The sequence below is a fragment of the Candidatus Hydrogenedentota bacterium genome, from assembly GCA_019695095.1.
Taxonomy (GTDB): Bacteria; Hydrogenedentota; Hydrogenedentia; order Hydrogenedentales; family SLHB01; genus JAIBAQ01.
In genome coordinates this window covers 1-16735 of sequence record JAIBAQ010000064.1, presented here as the reverse complement: position 1 = coordinate 16735, position 16735 = coordinate 1, and the positions used below count along the sequence as shown (strand labels likewise).

Here is a 16735-nt window from a genome sequence, read left to right as displayed (position 1 = left end):
TGCTTTCCTAGGTGCCCGTTCCCGGAGCCGGACTGGACGCCGACTCGTCTGGAACAGGTGTGCCCAAGCGGCCACCGGCGGACTCCTTAACACCCTCCGCCGATTTGCCGCGAATATACAGATCGACGCGACGATTGCTTTGGCGTCCCTCTTCGGTTGCATTGTCGGCGACGGGTTGCGACTCACCGCAGGCGATGACTTCGCAATCTCGTTCGCGAACGCCGCCGGGTCCGGCCAATTGGAGCATCACGTTCTTTGCGCGATGATAGCTCAGATCGTAGTTGTCGGTGTAGGGACTTTGAGGACCCGGGGGAACGTTGTCCGCGTGACCTCGGATTTCGACGAAGACGCCGTTCACGCTACTCAGCGACGCACCCAATTGGTTTATCGCCTCGTAGGCTTCAGGTTTCAGTTCTGCGCGTCCGAAATCGAAGAGGATGTTGCTGGGCAAGCTAATCAGAAGTCCACCCTCGCCGTCGTATTTGATATCGACGCCCTTTGTCATGCCAAGGACTTGAAGGCGGGTTTGGAGTTCGCGGGCAGCTTTTTCAATGCCGCGCGGAACGCGCGACTGAACTTCCCCGATAACGCTAAGGGGTTTCAAAGTCTGCACGTAATTGCCTTCGCCGGGCATTACGCCGCCTCCGAACTCTTTCCTGAGCGAACCGATGGCCTGCGAGATCTTTTCGTCGCTGACGGTTGAAAAGGAAGCGAGGAGGATAAAGAACGCCAGCAACAGGCCCATCATGTCCGCATAGGTTACGGTCCAGAGGGGGGCGCTTGGCGCGGAGGGGGGCGCTTTACTCTCCCGTATCATAGTATCTCTTCACTTGAACTTGATCGCGGAACGATGGAGCAACAAAGGAAAGGAGTTTCTGCTCGACGATCCGCGGATTGTCGCCTGACTGTATCGAAAGTATCCCCTCAATGATGATCTCCTTCATAAGGAGTTCATTTGCGGTTCGCACTTTGAGTTTGCCTGCAGCAGGCAAGAAAAACACGTTCGCGAGCAAGGCGCCGTAGAGCGTGGTGATCAAGGCGACCGACATGCCAATTCCAATCTTGGAGGGATCTTCCATTTCCGCGAGCATTTGGACAAGCCCGATGAGAGTACCGATCATTCCGAAAGCGGGCGCATAGGCGCCCATGGAAAGCAGCATGGATTGCCCCAATGTATGCCTGCTTTCCAGAAACGCAAGCTCGGTGGACAGGATATCCTTGATGAGATCAGGGGGAGTCCCATCGATCGCCAAACGTACGCTACGCGCGAGAAATTCGTCGTCGGCCTTCTCGGCGTGACTTTCGAGGGCTAGAATGCCTTCGCGCCGGGCGATGACTGAGAAGTCAACGAGGGTCTGAATGAGCCCTTCTGGTGTGCGGTCCATGTGAAAGAACGCGTTTCGCAACGTGCGAAATACACTCAGCACATCGCGCAGCGGATAGTTCACCAGTGTCGAAGCCAGTGTCCCGCCCACAACGATTAAGAGGGAAGCTGTATCGAGATAGATGGTGGGGGTGCCGCCCATCAGCACTGCGACGACGAAGATGCCCCAACCGGCTATAAATCCTGCGAGTGTTGCGATATCCATTGCGCTATGGTTCCGGTCCCGCCGTGCCCCAATATATTGTGGTGCGGCTTATTCTAGCATCTACGGACTGGTTCAACAATACACTTTTGGGGGGTGCCCGCTCGAATTGTGGGAGAGTCACCCGCCGCAAAGCAAAAGGCGGCCAGCCCAGGGCTTGAGCCCCAGACCGGCCGCTTCGTCTATGTTTGCTTAGGGGCCATTACGATTAGCGGATAAGATTCACGGTTTCTTGGAGCAAAGTGTCGGCTGTCGTAATGGTCCTTGCATTGGCCTGGAATCCGCGCTGCGTAACGATCATGTTGCTGAACTCGGTGCCAAGGTCAACGTTTGAGCCTTCCAACACGCCGCCGGAGACCGAGCCGCGGCCGCCGGTATTCGCCGTGCCTATTTGGGCCACGCCGGACGAGGGGCTTTCGCGGAACAGGTTGCTGCCTTCACGCACAAGGCCGCCGTTGTTTGCGAAGACTGCCAGGGCAACTTGACCGATGACGCGCGTGAGGCCGTTGGAGAAGACGCCGTTAATTACGCCGTCGTCGCCGATGTTGAACGATTCAAGCACGCCGCGTTGGTAACCGTCTTGATTCTGAAGGGTCACGTCGCTATCGGCGGACAACTGAGTAATCGATTCGAAGTCAAAATCGAAAGCAAAAGGATCGATGGGCGATGACGGTCCGGCATTGAAGGTGACGCTGACATTGCCGATGCCGCCATTGATAACGGTACCGTTGGCATCGAACTCGATGGTGCCCGAGCCTGTAACGGTGTTGATGGCGGGATCGGTGCTGGACGCCACCCAGTCCCATTCATTGGTCGTGGCGCTCTTGGTGAAGACAAGATCGATATCGCGGGGCGTACCCAGCGAATCGAAGACGCGAATGGTTCTCGTAACGGTGTCACCGGTCGCGGCATCTGAATTCAGATTGCCAATGAGCGTCGCGGTGGTGGTAGCGCGAACAATGGCCGCGCCGCCGACGGGAATCGTGATGGAAGTGAGCGGTCCGTTGGGATCGATGGCGCCGGTGGAGTCCGCCTGGAAGCCCTGCACGAGGAATCCGGTGGCGGGATCGCGAAGTTCACCATCGGCATTGAGATCGAACGATCCGTCGCGCGTGTAGTAGTTGGCCACGCCATCGCTAAGGACAAAGAAGCCACTTCCTTGAATGGCGAGGTCGGAAGACACGCCGGTTGTCAGCAGCGCTGCCTGACTGTAGTTGACGTCGATTGAGCCAAGACGCACGCCCAGACCGACCTGCGAAGGATTGCTGCCGCCGAACGATCCAACGGCCGCGCGCGGCCCGGAAATCGTTTGCGAAAAGAGATCCTGGAAGAGAGCACGAGAACTCCGATACCCCGTCGTGTTGACGTTCGCGATGTTGCTTGCGATTACGTCGATACGCCGTTGGTGAGCTTGAAGCCCCGTTACTCCAGTGTAAATTGCTGTTCCCATACTACCTGTCTCCTGTCCGTTTCGCCGCTTCGGTCAGTCCGCGGCGTAGGGGCTTCCCCAGATGGGGTCCAGCCCGGTTTGCAGTTTTGCGCGTTCATTGAGGCTGGTTTCTCCGGCCACGACGACCGCGCTGTCGATGTTGGTGAATACGGCGTTCTGTGTTTCGCCCTGGGGCAGCGCCGTGATGACCGTCCGGTTGGGTACGTTGACCACCAAGGCCAAACGGTCCATGAGGATTAGGGATTCGCGAGCGCCTTTTGCCTGGGCCTGGTCAACCGCCTGGGACAAGCGGTTTTCATCGGCCGAGGTAAGCGCAATGTTGCGGTCGCGAAGACGTTGGGTGGCGTGGGCGCTGAACTTCACGCGGCTGCTGCCAGCCAACTCGCGATTGAACCACTGCGCGAAGTCCGTCTCCGCGGGGTGTCCGCGCTGACGGATGGCCGTGCTTGCGCACGCACCCTCCGCTTGTATGCAGTTCAGGGCTTGAATCATGACGCTTCCTTGATTTCGGTAACGCCGGCCATCGACAACACGTTGTCGCCAATCATGAGATAGACGATGCTGTCCTCCATGCCGACGCTATCCACGACGCCGGTGACTTCGTCGCCGTTGATGTCAATCCCGGTCACTTCCTTGCCAACCATATTGCTGGCATTGATGAAGTTCAGTTGGTCAATGTTTCCGCTCAAGTACTGGAAGCTCTCGTTCAGATTCTGCATTTGTTCCAGGGCGGAGAATTGCGCCAACTGGGCAATCATCTCGGTGTTGTCCGTGGGTGACATGGGGTCTTGGTTCTGCATCTGAAGTACGAGCAACTGAAGGAACTGATCTCTCCCCAGCGCATCGGTACCCAGGGTATCCGACTCCGATTTATCGTCCGACTTGGTGCTCTTCAAGGCGGCGGAAACCGCATCTTGAAACGGAGTCTTGGTGGTTGTCGTGTCCGCGGCTTTGGTTAAACCCTGGTAGGCCGCGCGAACATCCGGACGCAGCAGATTTGCGAAGTCCGAGGAAATGTTCGAGAGTGCATTCATAGGTTGTTTCCTTTCTACGCAAAAACGTCGAGAGCGCCATTATGCTGAGCGCCACGACGGGCCGGCGTTTCATACGTCTGATTACGCGCCGTGTTGAAGCTTGAGGCCGCGTCGGAGTTGCGCCATGCCGGAGTCTGGTCCGACCACGCGTTTCCCCACTGACCTCCCTGCGAGTTCGATGAAGCCGCGTCGGCCGTTACGACGATCTGCGACACCGAGAATCCGTCTTGCGTGAGCTGGTCGCGCAGCCCGTGTACTTGAGATTCCAGTACGGTCCGCACGGCGGGATTGGCGCTTACCAGGCGCACACTGACCGTGTCTTGGTTCCGAGTCACGTCGAAACGAACTTCGCCCAACGATTCAGGCACAAGGCGTACGGTTACCGTGTCGCCTCCTTCACGGACGAGGTATTTGACGCCTCGCACCGTGAACTCGTGCAGGGTCTGCAGCGTGGGCCGCTCCGCTTGTAGCGGTGTCTCCACCTTCTGGGTCGACGCCTCGACGCCCTTGGCACCCTTCGTATCGACGGATGTGTGTACGTTGGCACTCATATCGATACGTTGGGTTGGCGCTGGGGCCGTGTCGTCGCCTTTGACTCCGGCAGGCTTCTCCACAGTCTCGGCTCTACCGCCGCTACCGGCGGCTTGCTTCAGGAGTTCGGCCATGTTCAGCGGTTTGGTTTCCCGGAATCCCGGTTGCGCCTCATCGGTCTTGGCGTTGGCGTCTGCCTGAGCTTGAGCAACGTCCACCTGCGGCGGCGTCACCTTTGCCACGGGCGCTTTCTCCGCCACATCGGTGTTCTTGCCGATGTTCTTAGACTCCAACACCGGTTTGGCCGTGGCGGCCAAGGGCTCCGCCACCTCCGCCAAGTCCGCGTCTGAGACCGTTACTTCCTTATCGGACGTCTGCGTTAGCTTCGCGTCGTCAATGGTCTCGGGAGTCGCAAGCGGAGGAGTCACCACGTATTTCGCCGAACTGGCAGGAATTGAAGGTGCGGGCACGTCGGATTTCGCCTCACCTACGTCCAGCAAAGCGACTGTGGAAATCCCCGTCGTGGGGTCATCCTCTGCGACCACCGGTGCGGGTTGCGCCTGGCCGGCGGTCGCAAGTGTTTCCGCCTGCGAGGCCACCAACAGAGCGAGGAGCGGGTCCGTCGGGGCCTGCTCTCCTTCCTGCGTGGGTTCAGTCACATCGCCGGTCGCATCGGTTGTGGCAGTCACTTCACCGGTTGCATCGCCCTGTACAGCCGCCTCCGCGATGTTTTGCAAATGGGCCATTAGCAGTGCAAAGAGTCCGGTAGCCGCCGTATCCGAGGCCGAGTTCGCGGTTTTGGATGGTGGGGCCGGTTCGCTGCCCTTTGGTTCTGTTCGGGTAGCTTCTATGGCTGATACCATGATCTTTTTCACCTCCTTTCTATCGGGATTTGGCGGTCCACAGAGCCGTGGCCTCCTTGAGGCAACTGCGGACGCAGATCCCCCGCACGTCCTTGTGAAGGGGGTCGACGAACAGGTGATTCGCGCTTTCAGCGCAGACGATTTAGGGGCGCCCTGTCTGCCCAGGGCGGCGTCACAGCAGGAACATGAGACCGTGATGCGTTGATTGCCTCGATGCGGCTGACAACCGCATTGAAGACTGTGAAGGATTAAGCTCGGCCAAGAAGCGGCCGAAGGAGAAGGTTATTTTTGTTCCTGCATCGCTTGCAGAAATGCGGCAGTCTTTTCTGGATCCATACTATCGAGAATCTTCCCGCGGGCTCTTTCGTCAATGAGGCGTAGCAGCGCGGCGCCATCTTGCGGGTTCCAGCCTTCGAGGGCCTTTGCGGCCTGGGCGGGTTTCATGCCGCCGAGGGACTCTGCCACGGACATCAGGCGCTGCGATTGAGTGGACTCCGTTTCGTCCGCGGACTGGCTGATTTGCAGAAGCATTTGCTGAAGCGCGCCTCGAAGCTCTTCCATCTGAGATTGGGCTTCGAGGAGACGTTTCTCATCCTTCTCGATTTTGGCTTCGCGTTCTTTCAGTTCATCTTCGCGTTTCTTGAGATCGGCGGCATAGCCGATCAGATCGTCTTTGGTTTCTTCAGGGGCCTGCACAACTGGGGGCGGCGCGGTTCCAAGAATCTTTCCCATGCCGTCCGCGGAGAGGTTGCCCGACATGGCGAGCAGACCGACCAGGGTCAACACGAACGTGAGGAGGGGCAATACAACAAAGAGGACTGCTTTCATGGCTCCCGCTCGCCCTGCGTGTGTCGCGACGCGCGAACACCCGCAATCTCATCGTTCAGTTTCTGTTCCATCTTGCGCTGTTCCGTGGCGGCTTCCTGCTGGTACCGTTCTTGGAGGCGTTCCACCACGCGCCGTCGTTTCATCGAGTCCTCCAAGGCCGACCTCCGTTCTTCCTCGACGGTGCGCAGTCTACGCAATGTAGCATCGCGTTCGACAACAAGTCTCGCCAAGTGCCGCTCATACTGGAAGAACATGTGAATCTCTGGACCGGCCAATTGCTCGCCGACAGCCTCGGACGCTTCGTGAATCATACGGACTTGTTCTTCCGAAATCTGTTGGCGCTGGCGTTGCACTGACCGGATTTGGGTCCGTACCTCGGCGAGCGATTGCGCGCGCAATTGCTCTTGGCGCTTGCGCACCCGCAATAGCGTATCGAATCGCTCTGGGTCACGTCTCGGCAACGGACTATCCTTTCAAACTGCGTTGCATCAGGCCAACAATATCGTCGAAGGCAGTCGCATCAAACAAGCCCTGCTGCAAGAAGCGCCGCACGGAGGGCATTAGTCGGATCGACCGGTCGATTTCCGGGTTGCTTCCCCCTACGTAGGCTCCGATATTAATCAAATCCTCGGCGTCGCGGTAGGTAGCCAGCACGTGCCGCATATCCCCCGCGAACGTGCGGTGCGTCTCCGGTGTTACGTCTATCATGCAACGGCTTACACTTTCCAGCACATCGATGGCTGGATAGTGGTTGCGCGTCGCCAAGCTCCGCGACAGCGCAATATGCCCATCAAGGATACTACGAACGGCATCTCCGATCGGATCATTCAGATCGTCGGCTTCCACGAGTACCGTGTAGAGGCCGGTGATACTGCCCGTGGGCGAGGTGCCGGCCCGCTCCAGAAGGCGCGCCAACAAACCAAAGACAGATGGAGGATAACCCTTCGTGGTGGGTGGCTCGCCGACGGCCAATCCGACTTCGCGTTGTGCCATGGCAAACCGGGTGACGGAGTCCATCATGAGCAGTACGTCCGCGCCCTGCGCGCGAAACCACTCGGCGATGGCCGTCGCGACATAGGCGCCCTTGATGCGCATCAGCGCTGGTTCGTCCGAGGTGGCAACGACAACGACGGAGCGGGCCAAGCCCTGCGGGCCAAGATCGCCCTCAATGAAATCACGCACTTCGCGTCCGCGTTCGCCGACCAAGGCAATGACGTTGACATCGGCGTTCGTATTGCGAGCGATCATGCCGATGAGTTTACTTTTCCCTACGCCGCTTCCCGCTAAGATGCCTACGCGCTGTCCCTTACCACACGTAACACAAGAGTCTATCGCGCGAATGCCCGTGGCGAGAGGCTCGACAATGCGCCGGCGTTCCATGGGGCCAGGAGGGGCGACCATAAGTGGAGAAAGATGGGTACCCTCCGGTGCGGGCCGTCCGTCGAGCGGGGCTCCCATGCTTCCGATGACCCGGCCAAGGAGGTCTAGCCCCACTCGCACCATTTGAGGCTTGAACGTTGGAATCACGATGCTGTGTGGAGCTACGCCGGCCATGTCTCCCAAGGCCATGAGGAGTATTCGATTGCCACGAAAGCCGACGACCTCCACGGGGATTCTCTTTCCGCCGCGAGGAGGCTGCACGTAGCACAAGTCGCCGATGTGCATGACGGGGCCGGTGGCTTCAATGGTTAGCCCGACAACGTCCACAACCTTGCCGAATACGCCAATAGACTGGGTTGTCTTGACGCGTTCGATATAGGGCTCCAGAGTGAACACGGCCGCGCGTTATCCTGTCATCGCGTCGAGGATGCGACGCAACTGTTCATCCAACCGGGCGTCGACCGACATGGTCTCTGTTTCGAGCATACACCCCCCCGGCGCGACCCGTTCATCCGGGGAAATGACCAAATCCGTTAGTCCGTCCAGATGCGCGCCCAAGTCGATGCTCTGTTCGCGCATAGCTGCGAAATCCCTCGGGTTAAGCCGGATGGTAACCCGCTCTCGATTGACGAGATGCTCAAGGGCGGCGCGGACAGTATTGCGGACGACCTCCAAGTCAATGTGAGCCTCGCGGGCCAAAATGCGGTGCGTAATCGCACCGACGAGTTGAATGACTTGTGTTTCGAGAGAGTCCAGAAAAGACTCCCGGGTCTGGCGCAAGTCGCCGGATATGGCCTGGAGGGCATCCAACACGCCGGCGACAGACTCCTGAAACTGAACCGAGGCCGCCGCAAGCCCTTGCTGTACGCCTTCTTCGTAGGCAGCCTGCCGAATGCTGTCGGCTTCTTCGTTTGCCTGCTGAATAATGGCAGCGGCCGTCATTTCGGGAGTGACAACAGGCTCACTCTCCGAATCTTCGGCGAACGCGCTGGGCGCGGTTTCTTGAAGCACATTGCGTTCGTATCGCTCGAACGCGTTTGCCTCGGGTTCAGTCGATTTTATGATTCGTGCCAAGGGGAACTCCCCCCCTACCGCAGTTCTGGTCCGGTTTTCTCATGGCATAGCCTCGGAGTATTTCCCGTGAGCATCCGGCACCGGTGTTCGGCCGCACTGGCGCCCAACGCAAGCTAGACGACAATCTCGTCGGCTCCGCCGGAACGTCCCTGAATGACGATTTCACCGCTTTCTTCAAGCCGCCTGATGACGGTGACGATCTTCTGCTGGGCTTCTTCGATGGTGCGCAGGCGAACGGGGCCCATGTACTCCATCTCTTCCTTGATCATTTCGCGGGCGCGCTCGGACATGTTCTTGAAGATCTTGTCCGCAAGTTCCGAGTTTGCGGTCTTCAGCGCGAGAGCAAGCTCTTTCTGTTCGATCTCGCGAAGGGCCTTCTGAATGCCGGAGTCGTCCACGAGGATCAAATCGTCGAAGGTGAACATCAAACGCGCGATTTCGTCGGCCAGTTCCGGATCGCGCTCTTCGAGATCGGCCATGATCGTTCGCTCGGTGCCGCGGTCGATATTGTTGAGAATCTCCGCGACGTCCTTCACGCCACCCGCAAACGTGAAACCTTGGCTGAACACGGAGGCCATTTTGCGTTCCAGCACGCGCTCAACTTCGCGAACGATTTCAGGAGGCGTGCGGTCCATCGTTGCAATGCGCATGACCACGTCGGTTCGCACGTCTTGAGGCAACGCGGACAAAACGACGCTGGCCACGCCCGGCTGAAGGTGCGCGAGAATTAAGGAGATGGTCTGCGGGTGTTCGTCTTGGATAAAGGTCGATATCTGCGATGGATCGGCGCGCTTAAGAAACTCAAACGGGACTTCCTGCAAGCTGCTCTGAAGCCGCGTCAGGATTTCGAGGGCGCGCTCGGGACCCAAGGCGGATTCGAGCACATGCCTTGCGTAATCAATGCCGCCCGCCGTGACGTAGCGGTTGGCAAGGTACATTTGGTGGAATTCTTCAATAATCGCTTCGCGAATCTCGGGCTCGATCGAACCCAGGCTTGATAGATCGAGCGTAAGCTGCTCAATCTCCTCTTCGCTCATCTTCGAGAGGATCTTGCTGGCCTGTTGCGGGCCCAGGCATGCAAGGAAAATGGCGGCCTTGGTGCGGCCATCCAGTTCTGCGAGTTTTTGTCTAGTTTCTGCTGACACTGTATTACTCGCGTTCGCTCAACCACGTGCGCAGTAGAGCGGCCACTGCTTCAGGTTGCTCTTGCGAAACCCGCTCGACTTCGCCGGCAATCTCGCGCTTTCGAAGTTCTTCCGGTCCTGCCGTGGGCACTTCGAATCGCGCTATTTCTTCTTCCGGCTCGATTGGAATCGCGGCGCGCAACAACATCCTGCGCACCATGAGGAACGCGACGGCCACCGCGCCGAGTTTCAGAATCATCGATAGTGTGTCTTGCCAGTTCGCCATAAGTGATGCCGTCTGAACGGCCTCGAAGGCGGATGTAGCCGCCGTCAACTTGTCCAGTTCGAATGGGTGGTCGCGTACTTCAACCAGGTTTTCGTCAACGCCGCACGCGGAAGCGACTAGGACTTTGTACGTGTCCAGTTCTTTCTTTGTGCGTTCTGTGTACACCTTTTGGCCGGTCGGTTTACCATCCGCGCCTACTTCATCATTATACCGCCCTTGGACGATTGCGGTGACGTGTGTGGTGGTGGCACTACCTGGCGTGGTTTCGCGGGTGATGGTTTTCTTAGACGGCATGAAGTTGTCAAGCGTTTGCTCTGTCGTCGTGGAGTTCTGTTCGCTGCCTGGTGCGGGCGCGTCGTCCGGCAAGTTAGCACGCGCTCCAGCAGGACCTTCCGGCGCACCTTGGGTTGAAGTTGTTGTACTCGTGGAACTCAAGCTGCTGATAGGAGTTCCGGCTTTGACCTCTTCCGATGTCTCGGTGGTTCGGCTATTGTCGATATCGAGTGCCACGCGGACGACACTGCGAACGCCGAATTCGAGCAGGGCATCTTCCGCACTCTTCTCCAACTCTTTGCGGTATTTGCGAGCGTACTCCAACTTGGAGTTGGCGATGGAATCGAAATCGTCTTCCGAGGGTGCGTTAAGAGTCTTTCCGTCAACCGTGACCAGATTAACGTGGTCTCGCGTGAGGTTTGCGCCGCCGAAGGTGGTAATGGTGCCCAATACTGCCTTGACCTGTTCCTCGGAAAGGGGCTGGCTGACATCCAGGGTAACTGTCGCTTCGGTGGGCTTTTGCTCCGAGGCGAAGAGTTGTTCTTTCGCCTCGCGAATCATGACGTAGGAACGGTTGACGAATGAATACTGATTGAGTTGGTTTTGGAGCTCGCCCATCAAGGCGCGTTGATACTTCACATCCTGCGCGAACTTGTTTTCCATCAGATTGGGAGAATTGAAAATCTCGAATCCAGCGATACTGCCTTGGGATTTGACGAGGCCAGCAGCATTGATCTTGACGCGCATGTCGCTGCGGTATTGCGAAGGGACGAGAATATTTCGTCCGCTGCTATCCGTATGAAAAGGCACTCCGGCGTCATCGAGGGAGCCTTGGACGGCCACCATGTCCTCCGGGGAGAGGTTTGTGAACAACTCCACGTATTGGGGCCGGCTCGTGTAGTAGACGAGGATCCCGATGAGGGTCACCGTGAAAAGGGCGGCGATGACCATGTTGACTCGGGCGCTTGTGGATAGTTTCTGCCAGGCATTGACTATCCCTTCCCACAATTGACGGAAAAATTCCACGGGCGGTACCTTTCGTGACTCAGGCGTTAAATCGCCTTCTGGTTACGCTTCTTGCCTTGTGCCTATGGCGCGTCCCCATACGTCATGCCGTGCCCGTGCTCTTGCGCCGTCACCGTGAGGTCTGAAGTCGTCCGCGGAATTGCCGATCCCTGCACCGTCTCGGCTGCCCCGCCTGAGGAAAGCAATCGCGTCGCGGGAGCAGAAAGCCACCGCGAAGCAAACTGGGTCAATTCAATTTTCAGCTCCGCGCTAGTGCCAGCGGGAACCCAAATGGCTTGCCCGCCGTCTCGCAACTCGTAGGGAACCTCCTGCGCCAACAGATAGTTCGACATGGCCTGGGTCTCTGAAGCCGACAGGCCGGTCGCCAGAGGTTCCAAACTGCCGGGCCGTTGCCCCGCCGCGATGGCAAGATAGAGGGCCATCGGCGCGAGACACCCTACGACCATACAGCGATACCGGTCGCTCAGCGGCAGGTCATGCCACTGCGACCGGACGCTCCCTGCGAGTTGACGGAGAATTCTCACAGAAATTGTCCTGTCTTCGTTGGGTGACTGGATTACTCCCCTCACCCCTATTCAACTCATGGCGTCGGTCCAAAACGCCACGATGCGCATCGGTTCGAGGCGGCTATCCGCCTCTCGCCGTTACACTTGCATCCGCATAATCTCTTCGTATGCGGCCACAATCTTGTTGCGGACGGTCATCATCGTTTGAAAAGACAAGTCTGCCTTTTCCACGGCGACCACCGCTTCGGTGACATCCTTAATTTCGCCTGCCACCAGCTTCTTGATGGTCATGTCGGCTTCGGTCTGCAGGCGTTGCACTTCCCCGATCGACTCGGCCAGCACTTCCTTGAAGGACTTGCCTTCACCCGGCGTTTGCGTCGGGGCAGTTCGCATCAACGACGGATCGAATTCAACCCGCTTCGGACCAACGCCGCCTACGGATAGGGGATTGATGGGGTCAGCCATGATGCTTACTCCCCACACGCCCTACTCCGAGCAGTTCTCGTTTATGTCCCGTTGTGCTCATCGCCTATACCTGTAAGATCTCGAGCGCCTTTTGGCTCATGCGCTTACCGGACAAGACCACCGCAACGTTTGCCTCGTAGGCCCGTTGCGCGGAAACCAAATCGACCATCTCCACCGACAAGTCCACGTTGGGGTATTCCACGTACCCGTTTTCATCCGCAAAGGGATGATGCGGGTCATAGACTTGCCTCAACGGGGACGGATCGCTTAGGACTTCCTTGACCTTGACGCCGAACTTCTCCGGCTCCAGCATGGGCTGGAGTTGTTCGCCCGACAAAATGGCCATCTGGCGCCGAAACGCCCCGCCCTTGACCGTGGCGGGCGTCAGGGCATTTGCGATGTTGTTCGCAATGACGTTCATCCGAGTCCGTTGGGCTCGGAGTCCGCTCACCGCGATTTCTCTCGCTGATATTGCCTCAAGCATCGTACCGAGGCTCCTACCTGACGCCGGTCAACATGTCTTTAACCATCTTAAACTGTTTGGCCAAGAGACTACCATATGTTGTATACCTTCCGGTATTTTCGGCCAAATCGGCCATCTCTTGTTCCAGGTCGACCTTATTGTAATCATTTTTCGACGTAAGCGCAACCCGCTTAAATTGTGGCTGCCAACGTTCAGCCTCAAGATGTTGGGGCAGGGTCTTGCGGAGAGAGACGCGCCCGTTTCCATCTAGGGCATCACGAAGGGTAGCCTGGAAATCCAGGCGCACCGGGTTGTAGTTGGGGGTGTCGACGTTCGCGATATTGTTGGCAAGAAGGTTCTGGTTGAGGACCGCAACCCGCATCCCTTCCTGCAGTACGCGAACCGCGCTCACCCCCTCAAAAGGCACGTCTAGATCTCCTCCTTTCCACAAAACTGGACCTAAAAACTTCTCCGTCGAGAAAGGCAAGTGCAATGCCCATGCCAAGGATGGTCTCTCTTTCAATCCCTTAAGGCCCAATAGGTTAAGCATTGGAGGCGTTTTCAGAGACTGTGGTCTGTGGAAAACATTGCCCGCTTCTCGGTCGTATTCTTCCCAGTGGAGGCCACAGAGGCTCAACAACCTAAGGGGACCTGAGATATTTTGAAGATCCCCACAAAGTCTTGTACGTTCTGGAGGTCCTCGCAGGCTGGTTGTCTATGAGTTGCCTGTTGTGGTCCTTGCACGCCTCCTTTACTTTGGGGGACGGCGCTTCTCCGCAATGCTCCAACTTCGCAGACCCCGGCTCCTGGAGTAGTCGTTTTGTATGGGAGCATGCGGTAATCGGAGGCGTGTGCCGCGCCTACAGAGCGGTCGTTAAGGAGGGGCTGTAACCTTGGGCGTCGTCCTCCTTTGCCCCTCCACTTCGTTTCGGGGAATCGGCGGACCCTGCCCAAGGCTATTATGCGATGCGCCTTTGGCGCGGAAGTCCGACCATTGGGTGGTGTTACATTCGGGTGGATGTCCAAACCGATGTGCGGTGCGCCTATGGCGCGGAAGTCCGGCCATTGGGTGGCGCCAGGTCAGCGAGGCTGGAGGATCTCCAAAAGGCTGCTACTCCCTAATTCATGACGCAGGCTCCTTATGTAGGAACTTATGTAGGAACTTATTGCGAACAACCAGGTCAAGGTGGTAGTCTTTCGCATTCCGTATCGAGACCACGATTCCTTTCTGACATGGAGCGAAGGAGGACAATCTGTCATGGGCAAGTTGGCGATCAATGGGGGCACACCTGTCAGAAAAGAGTCGGCCAAGTGGCCCCAATGGCCTATCCACACCGAGAGCGACGTGCGCTTGCTTTCGGCCATCACGAAATCCAATCGGTGGTCTTTTGATGGACCGTACGAATGGCAGTTCGCGCGTGAGTTTGCGGCCTATCATCGGTCGAAGTATGGACTGTGTTGCGCAAACGGGACCGTGGGCATTCAGCTTGCCATGGAAGCACTCGATATCGGCGCATACGATGAAGTCATCGTCCCTGGAATAACGTGGCAAGCGACGGCTGCCGCCGTGTTGGATGTGAACGCGGTCCCCGTGCTTGTGGATGTTGAACCCGACACGTGGTGTCTCGACTTGGCGAAGGTCGAAGCGGCCATCACCAAGAAGACGAAGGCCGTGATCGTCGTGCATTTGTACGGAAGCATGGCGGATATGACCAAGCTTCAAAAGCTGTGCAAGAACCACGGCTTGTATCTGATTGAAGACTGCGCGCACCAGCACGGTGCATTCTGGAAAGGCAAGGGCGTCGGCGCGCTGGGCGATATCGGCAGTTTCAGTTTCCAGGAAAGCAAGGTGCTTTCGTGCGGCGAAGGCGGCTTCAACATGTGCCAGGATAAGGTGCTATTCGAGCGCCTGTATTCGTTGCGCAATTGCGGCCGCGGTTACAAAGACGATTTCACGCACGCCATACAGTCGGGCAACTTCCGGTTAACGGAGTGGCAAGCGGGCATCCTGTTGGGTGGTCTGTCGCGCCTTGATGCGCAAGTGAAGCATCGCGACGAGAATGCGATTTATTTGAACTCGCTGCTGGCGCAGATTCCGGGCATCGTGCCGATGCGCCGCCGGAAAGAGATCACGCAAGCGAGCTACTTCAATTTTGCCTTCCGCCTGGATTGGAACAAGATCCCGGCAAAGGGCATCAATAACGCGCATTTCTCAGCAGCGCTTTCAGCGGAGACAGGGGCGGGATTTGAGCCTCCCTACGAGCCACTCAACCGGTGCTCGCTGTATAAGCCTCACACGAAGCGCAGGCACAATCTTTCTCCCGAATACTGGAAGAAGATCGATCCCAGCCGCCTATCGCTGCCGGTTTGCGAATCGGCGCATTTTTCGAACGGCGTGGCGGTACACCATCACGTTCTGCTTGGCACCAAGAAGGACATGGAGTGCATTGCGACGGCGGTTGCCAAGGTGGTCGAGAATATAGGGGAAATCAACCCGGCGGGACCGCAGGCTAAGCGCAAGCGTTATCGCGCGTTGGCCATTTAATCGAGTATCCTCCAGGTTAATTGCTGATTTTGCTGTGCGGCAAGGTGGCCGTGTTGAGCGAATGCTCCGCTGGGGTATGCGTTATTTTGTCGCTTGTACAGAGGTGATAGGGTTGCATTATTTTTCGATGACGAATACACTATCGCCGCACGGACAATTACTTGGATTGTGGACGCGACTAAATATGCTACGCCCCGAGAGACGCCTCGCATGGCGGTGATTCCTCTCACGCAGTCTGGCCCCGATAAGGGCGGCAGCTTCGAGTATCACTGGGCTGGCTCGTACTTGCAGGCTCATCTGCTGTCCGACGTTGGCAAAAAGCGAACCCGCAATGAGGACGGGTGTATCTTGTGTGCGCCCGAAGATAGACTCATTGTAAATGAGCGGGGTGTGTTTCTCGCGGTTGCGGACGGTATGGGCGGCGTCAGCGGGGGCGATTTCGCAAGCCGGCTGGCTCTTCAGACTATGGTCGACGAGTACTACAACTCGACCGAGCAAAATGTCCCCTCCCGCTTACGCGATTCCATCGAGCAGGCCAACCGCCGCATTTTCGAAGAGGCGGAGAATCATCCTGAATACTTTGGCATGGGAACCACGGTCTCGGCTGTGACAATCATCGGAGACCACGCATACATCGCGCAGGTTGGCGACAGCCGGGTGTACCTGCGCCGAGGGAAAGACCCCGTTTGCCAACTAACCGACGACCACAGCCTCGTCGCGGAGCAAGTGCGTAACGGTTACATCTCAGAGCAGGAAGCGCGCACGCATTCGCTGAAGAACCTTATCACACGCGCGGTTGGCACCAAAGAAGCCGTCAAGGTGGACCTCTTTGCGTTGAAGCTTAGACTCAATGACACGATCCTCATCTGTTCGGACGGTTTGTCGAATGTTGTGGACGATGCTGAGATTTCGAAGGCGCTCGCGGGAGACAATCTCCAAGGGGCGGCGCGCGTTTTGGTTGGGCGCGCGCTGGAAGCGGGTGGTCCCGATAACATCACGGCGGTGCTCGCGCGCGTGTGTTCGCAACCGCCGCGGTCCAGACTCGAAGAGGGCGCCGAAAGAGTCAACCTTGCCGGGCCGGGAATTATTGGGGCAATTCGGCGGCTGATCTCTTAGTTGCCGTTATCCAACTAGACCAAAAGTCCAGCGCGTTGGCCATCTTCCTTCCGGTGTAAACCATGCCCGCTATTCGGCCCAAATGTCCCTGATCGCATCCTCTTGATTGAAGCCTGCAGGGACCTTTGTGCTTGGCCGGTTGGCAAAGTACCAGTCGATCTTCTGGCCGTCATTTCCATCGACAG

Annotated in this window: 18 protein-coding genes; 2 read left to right on the top strand and 16 right to left on the bottom strand. The window is 57.6% G+C overall.

All coding sequences use genetic code 11. The features are described from left to right. Nucleotides 1–7 precede the first annotated feature (7 nt). The 16 genes from K1Y02_12330 to flgB form a co-directional block, all read right to left on the bottom strand. A complete protein-coding gene (locus K1Y02_12330) occupies nt 8–817 on the bottom strand; it encodes a flagellar motor protein MotB (GenBank protein MBX7257141.1) in 810 nt (269 codons plus the stop codon). Next, nucleotides 801–1589 (bottom strand): MotA/TolQ/ExbB proton channel family protein, encoded by a 789-nt coding sequence (locus K1Y02_12325; GenBank protein ID MBX7257140.1) that lies wholly within the window; start codon nt 1587–1589, stop codon nt 801–803. Before K1Y02_12325 ends, K1Y02_12330 begins: the two co-directional genes overlap by 17 nt. A gap of 205 nt (nt 1590–1794) precedes the next feature. Beyond that, a complete protein-coding gene (locus K1Y02_12320; GenBank protein ID MBX7257139.1) occupies nt 1795–3036 on the bottom strand; it encodes a flagellar hook protein FlgE in 1242 nt (413 codons plus the stop codon). Between the two features lie 33 nt (nt 3037–3069). Further along, the gene (locus K1Y02_12315) at nt 3070–3528 is read right to left on the bottom strand and encodes a hypothetical protein (GenBank protein ID MBX7257138.1); all 459 of its coding nucleotides are present in this window, start codon (nt 3526–3528) and stop codon (nt 3070–3072) included. Next, entirely contained in the window at nt 3525–4070 is a 546-nt protein-coding gene (locus K1Y02_12310; GenBank protein ID MBX7257137.1) for a flagellar biosynthesis protein FlgD, read from the bottom strand. Before K1Y02_12310 ends, K1Y02_12315 begins: the two co-directional genes overlap by 4 nt. A gap of 14 nt (nt 4071–4084) precedes the next feature. Further along, nucleotides 4085–5464: a flagellar hook-length control protein FliK gene (locus tag K1Y02_12305; GenBank protein MBX7257136.1), complete on the bottom strand. Its 1380-nt coding sequence runs from the start codon at nt 5462–5464 to the stop codon at nt 4085–4087. 282 nt (nt 5465–5746) lie between these two features. Beyond that, a complete protein-coding gene (locus tag K1Y02_12300; protein ID MBX7257135.1) occupies nt 5747–6292 on the bottom strand; it encodes a hypothetical protein in 546 nt (181 codons plus the stop codon). Beyond that, the gene (gene fliJ, locus K1Y02_12295; protein ID MBX7257134.1) at nt 6289–6753 is read right to left on the bottom strand and encodes a flagellar export protein FliJ; all 465 of its coding nucleotides are present in this window, start codon (nt 6751–6753) and stop codon (nt 6289–6291) included. The genes K1Y02_12300 and fliJ overlap by 4 nt, the downstream gene beginning before the upstream one ends. Before the next feature lie 4 nt (nt 6754–6757). Beyond that, nucleotides 6758–8059 (bottom strand): FliI/YscN family ATPase, encoded by a 1302-nt coding sequence (locus tag K1Y02_12290; protein MBX7257133.1) that lies wholly within the window; start codon nt 8057–8059, stop codon nt 6758–6760. Between the two features lie 18 nt (nt 8060–8077). Continuing rightward, nucleotides 8078–8746: a hypothetical protein gene (locus K1Y02_12285; protein MBX7257132.1), complete on the bottom strand. Its 669-nt coding sequence runs from the start codon at nt 8744–8746 to the stop codon at nt 8078–8080. Between the two features lie 113 nt (nt 8747–8859). Next, a complete protein-coding gene (fliG, locus tag K1Y02_12280) occupies nt 8860–9891 on the bottom strand; it encodes a flagellar motor switch protein FliG (GenBank protein MBX7257131.1) in 1032 nt (343 codons plus the stop codon). A 4-nt stretch (nt 9892–9895) separates the two neighbouring features. Then, nucleotides 9896–11455, bottom strand: a complete 1560-nt coding sequence (gene fliF / locus K1Y02_12275; GenBank protein ID MBX7257130.1) for a flagellar M-ring protein FliF — start codon at nt 11453–11455, stop codon at nt 9896–9898. A gap of 62 nt (nt 11456–11517) precedes the next feature. After that, on the bottom strand, nt 11518–11979 hold the full coding sequence (locus tag K1Y02_12270) for a hypothetical protein (GenBank protein MBX7257129.1): 462 nt from the start codon (nt 11977–11979) through the stop codon (nt 11518–11520). 120 nt (nt 11980–12099) lie between these two features. After that, nucleotides 12100–12354 carry a flagellar hook-basal body complex protein FliE gene (fliE, locus tag K1Y02_12265; protein ID MBX7257128.1) on the bottom strand — a complete coding sequence of 85 codons (255 nt, stop codon included), beginning with the start codon at nt 12352–12354 and terminating at the stop codon, nt 12100–12102. A 136-nt stretch (nt 12355–12490) separates the two neighbouring features. Beyond that, nucleotides 12491–12910 carry a flagellar basal body rod protein FlgC gene (gene flgC / locus K1Y02_12260; GenBank protein ID MBX7257127.1) on the bottom strand — a complete coding sequence of 140 codons (420 nt, stop codon included), beginning with the start codon at nt 12908–12910 and terminating at the stop codon, nt 12491–12493. Between the two features lie 13 nt (nt 12911–12923). Next, entirely contained in the window at nt 12924–13316 is a 393-nt protein-coding gene (gene flgB, locus K1Y02_12255) for a flagellar basal body rod protein FlgB (protein ID MBX7257126.1), read from the bottom strand. An 831-nt stretch (nt 13317–14147) separates the two neighbouring features. On the opposite strand from flgB, the gene K1Y02_12250 reads away from it, so the two are divergent. Both K1Y02_12250 and K1Y02_12245 read left to right on the top strand, forming a co-directional pair. Next, complete coding sequence (locus K1Y02_12250) at nt 14148–15434, top strand: DegT/DnrJ/EryC1/StrS family aminotransferase (GenBank protein ID MBX7257125.1); 1287 nt, start codon at nt 14148–14150, stop codon at nt 15432–15434. 210 nt (nt 15435–15644) lie between these two features. Continuing rightward, entirely contained in the window at nt 15645–16550 is a 906-nt protein-coding gene (locus K1Y02_12245; GenBank protein ID MBX7257124.1) for a Stp1/IreP family PP2C-type Ser/Thr phosphatase, read from the top strand. The last annotated feature ends 185 nt before the right edge of the window (nt 16551–16735 follow it).

What these genes read in the sequence shown, in the direction of transcription:
- K1Y02_12330 (MBX7257141.1), bottom strand. Translation starts at nt 817, where the DNA reads ATGATACGGGAGAGTAAAGCGCCCCCCTCCGCGCCAAGCGCCCCCCTC.
- K1Y02_12325 (MBX7257140.1), bottom strand. Translation starts at nt 1,589, where the DNA reads ATGGATATCGCAACACTCGCAGGATTTATAGCCGGTTGGGGCATCTTC.
- K1Y02_12320 (MBX7257139.1), bottom strand. Translation starts at nt 3,036, where the DNA reads ATGGGAACAGCAATTTACACTGGAGTAACGGGGCTTCAAGCTCACCAA.
- K1Y02_12315 (MBX7257138.1), bottom strand. Translation starts at nt 3,528, where the DNA reads ATGATTCAAGCCCTGAACTGCATACAAGCGGAGGGTGCGTGCGCAAGC.
- K1Y02_12310 (MBX7257137.1), bottom strand. Translation starts at nt 4,070, where the DNA reads ATGAATGCACTCTCGAACATTTCCTCGGACTTCGCAAATCTGCTGCGT.
- K1Y02_12305 (MBX7257136.1), bottom strand. Translation starts at nt 5,464, where the DNA reads ATGGTATCAGCCATAGAAGCTACCCGAACAGAACCAAAGGGCAGCGAA.
- K1Y02_12300 (MBX7257135.1), bottom strand. Translation starts at nt 6,292, where the DNA reads ATGAAAGCAGTCCTCTTTGTTGTATTGCCCCTCCTCACGTTCGTGTTG.
- fliE (MBX7257128.1), bottom strand. Translation starts at nt 12,354, where the DNA reads ATGCGAACTGCCCCGACGCAAACGCCGGGTGAAGGCAAGTCCTTCAAG.
- flgC (MBX7257127.1), bottom strand. Translation starts at nt 12,910, where the DNA reads ATGCTTGAGGCAATATCAGCGAGAGAAATCGCGGTGAGCGGACTCCGA.
- K1Y02_12250 (MBX7257125.1), top strand. Translation starts at nt 14,148, where the DNA reads ATGGGCAAGTTGGCGATCAATGGGGGCACACCTGTCAGAAAAGAGTCG.
- K1Y02_12245 (MBX7257124.1), top strand. Translation starts at nt 15,645, where the DNA reads ATGGCGGTGATTCCTCTCACGCAGTCTGGCCCCGATAAGGGCGGCAGC.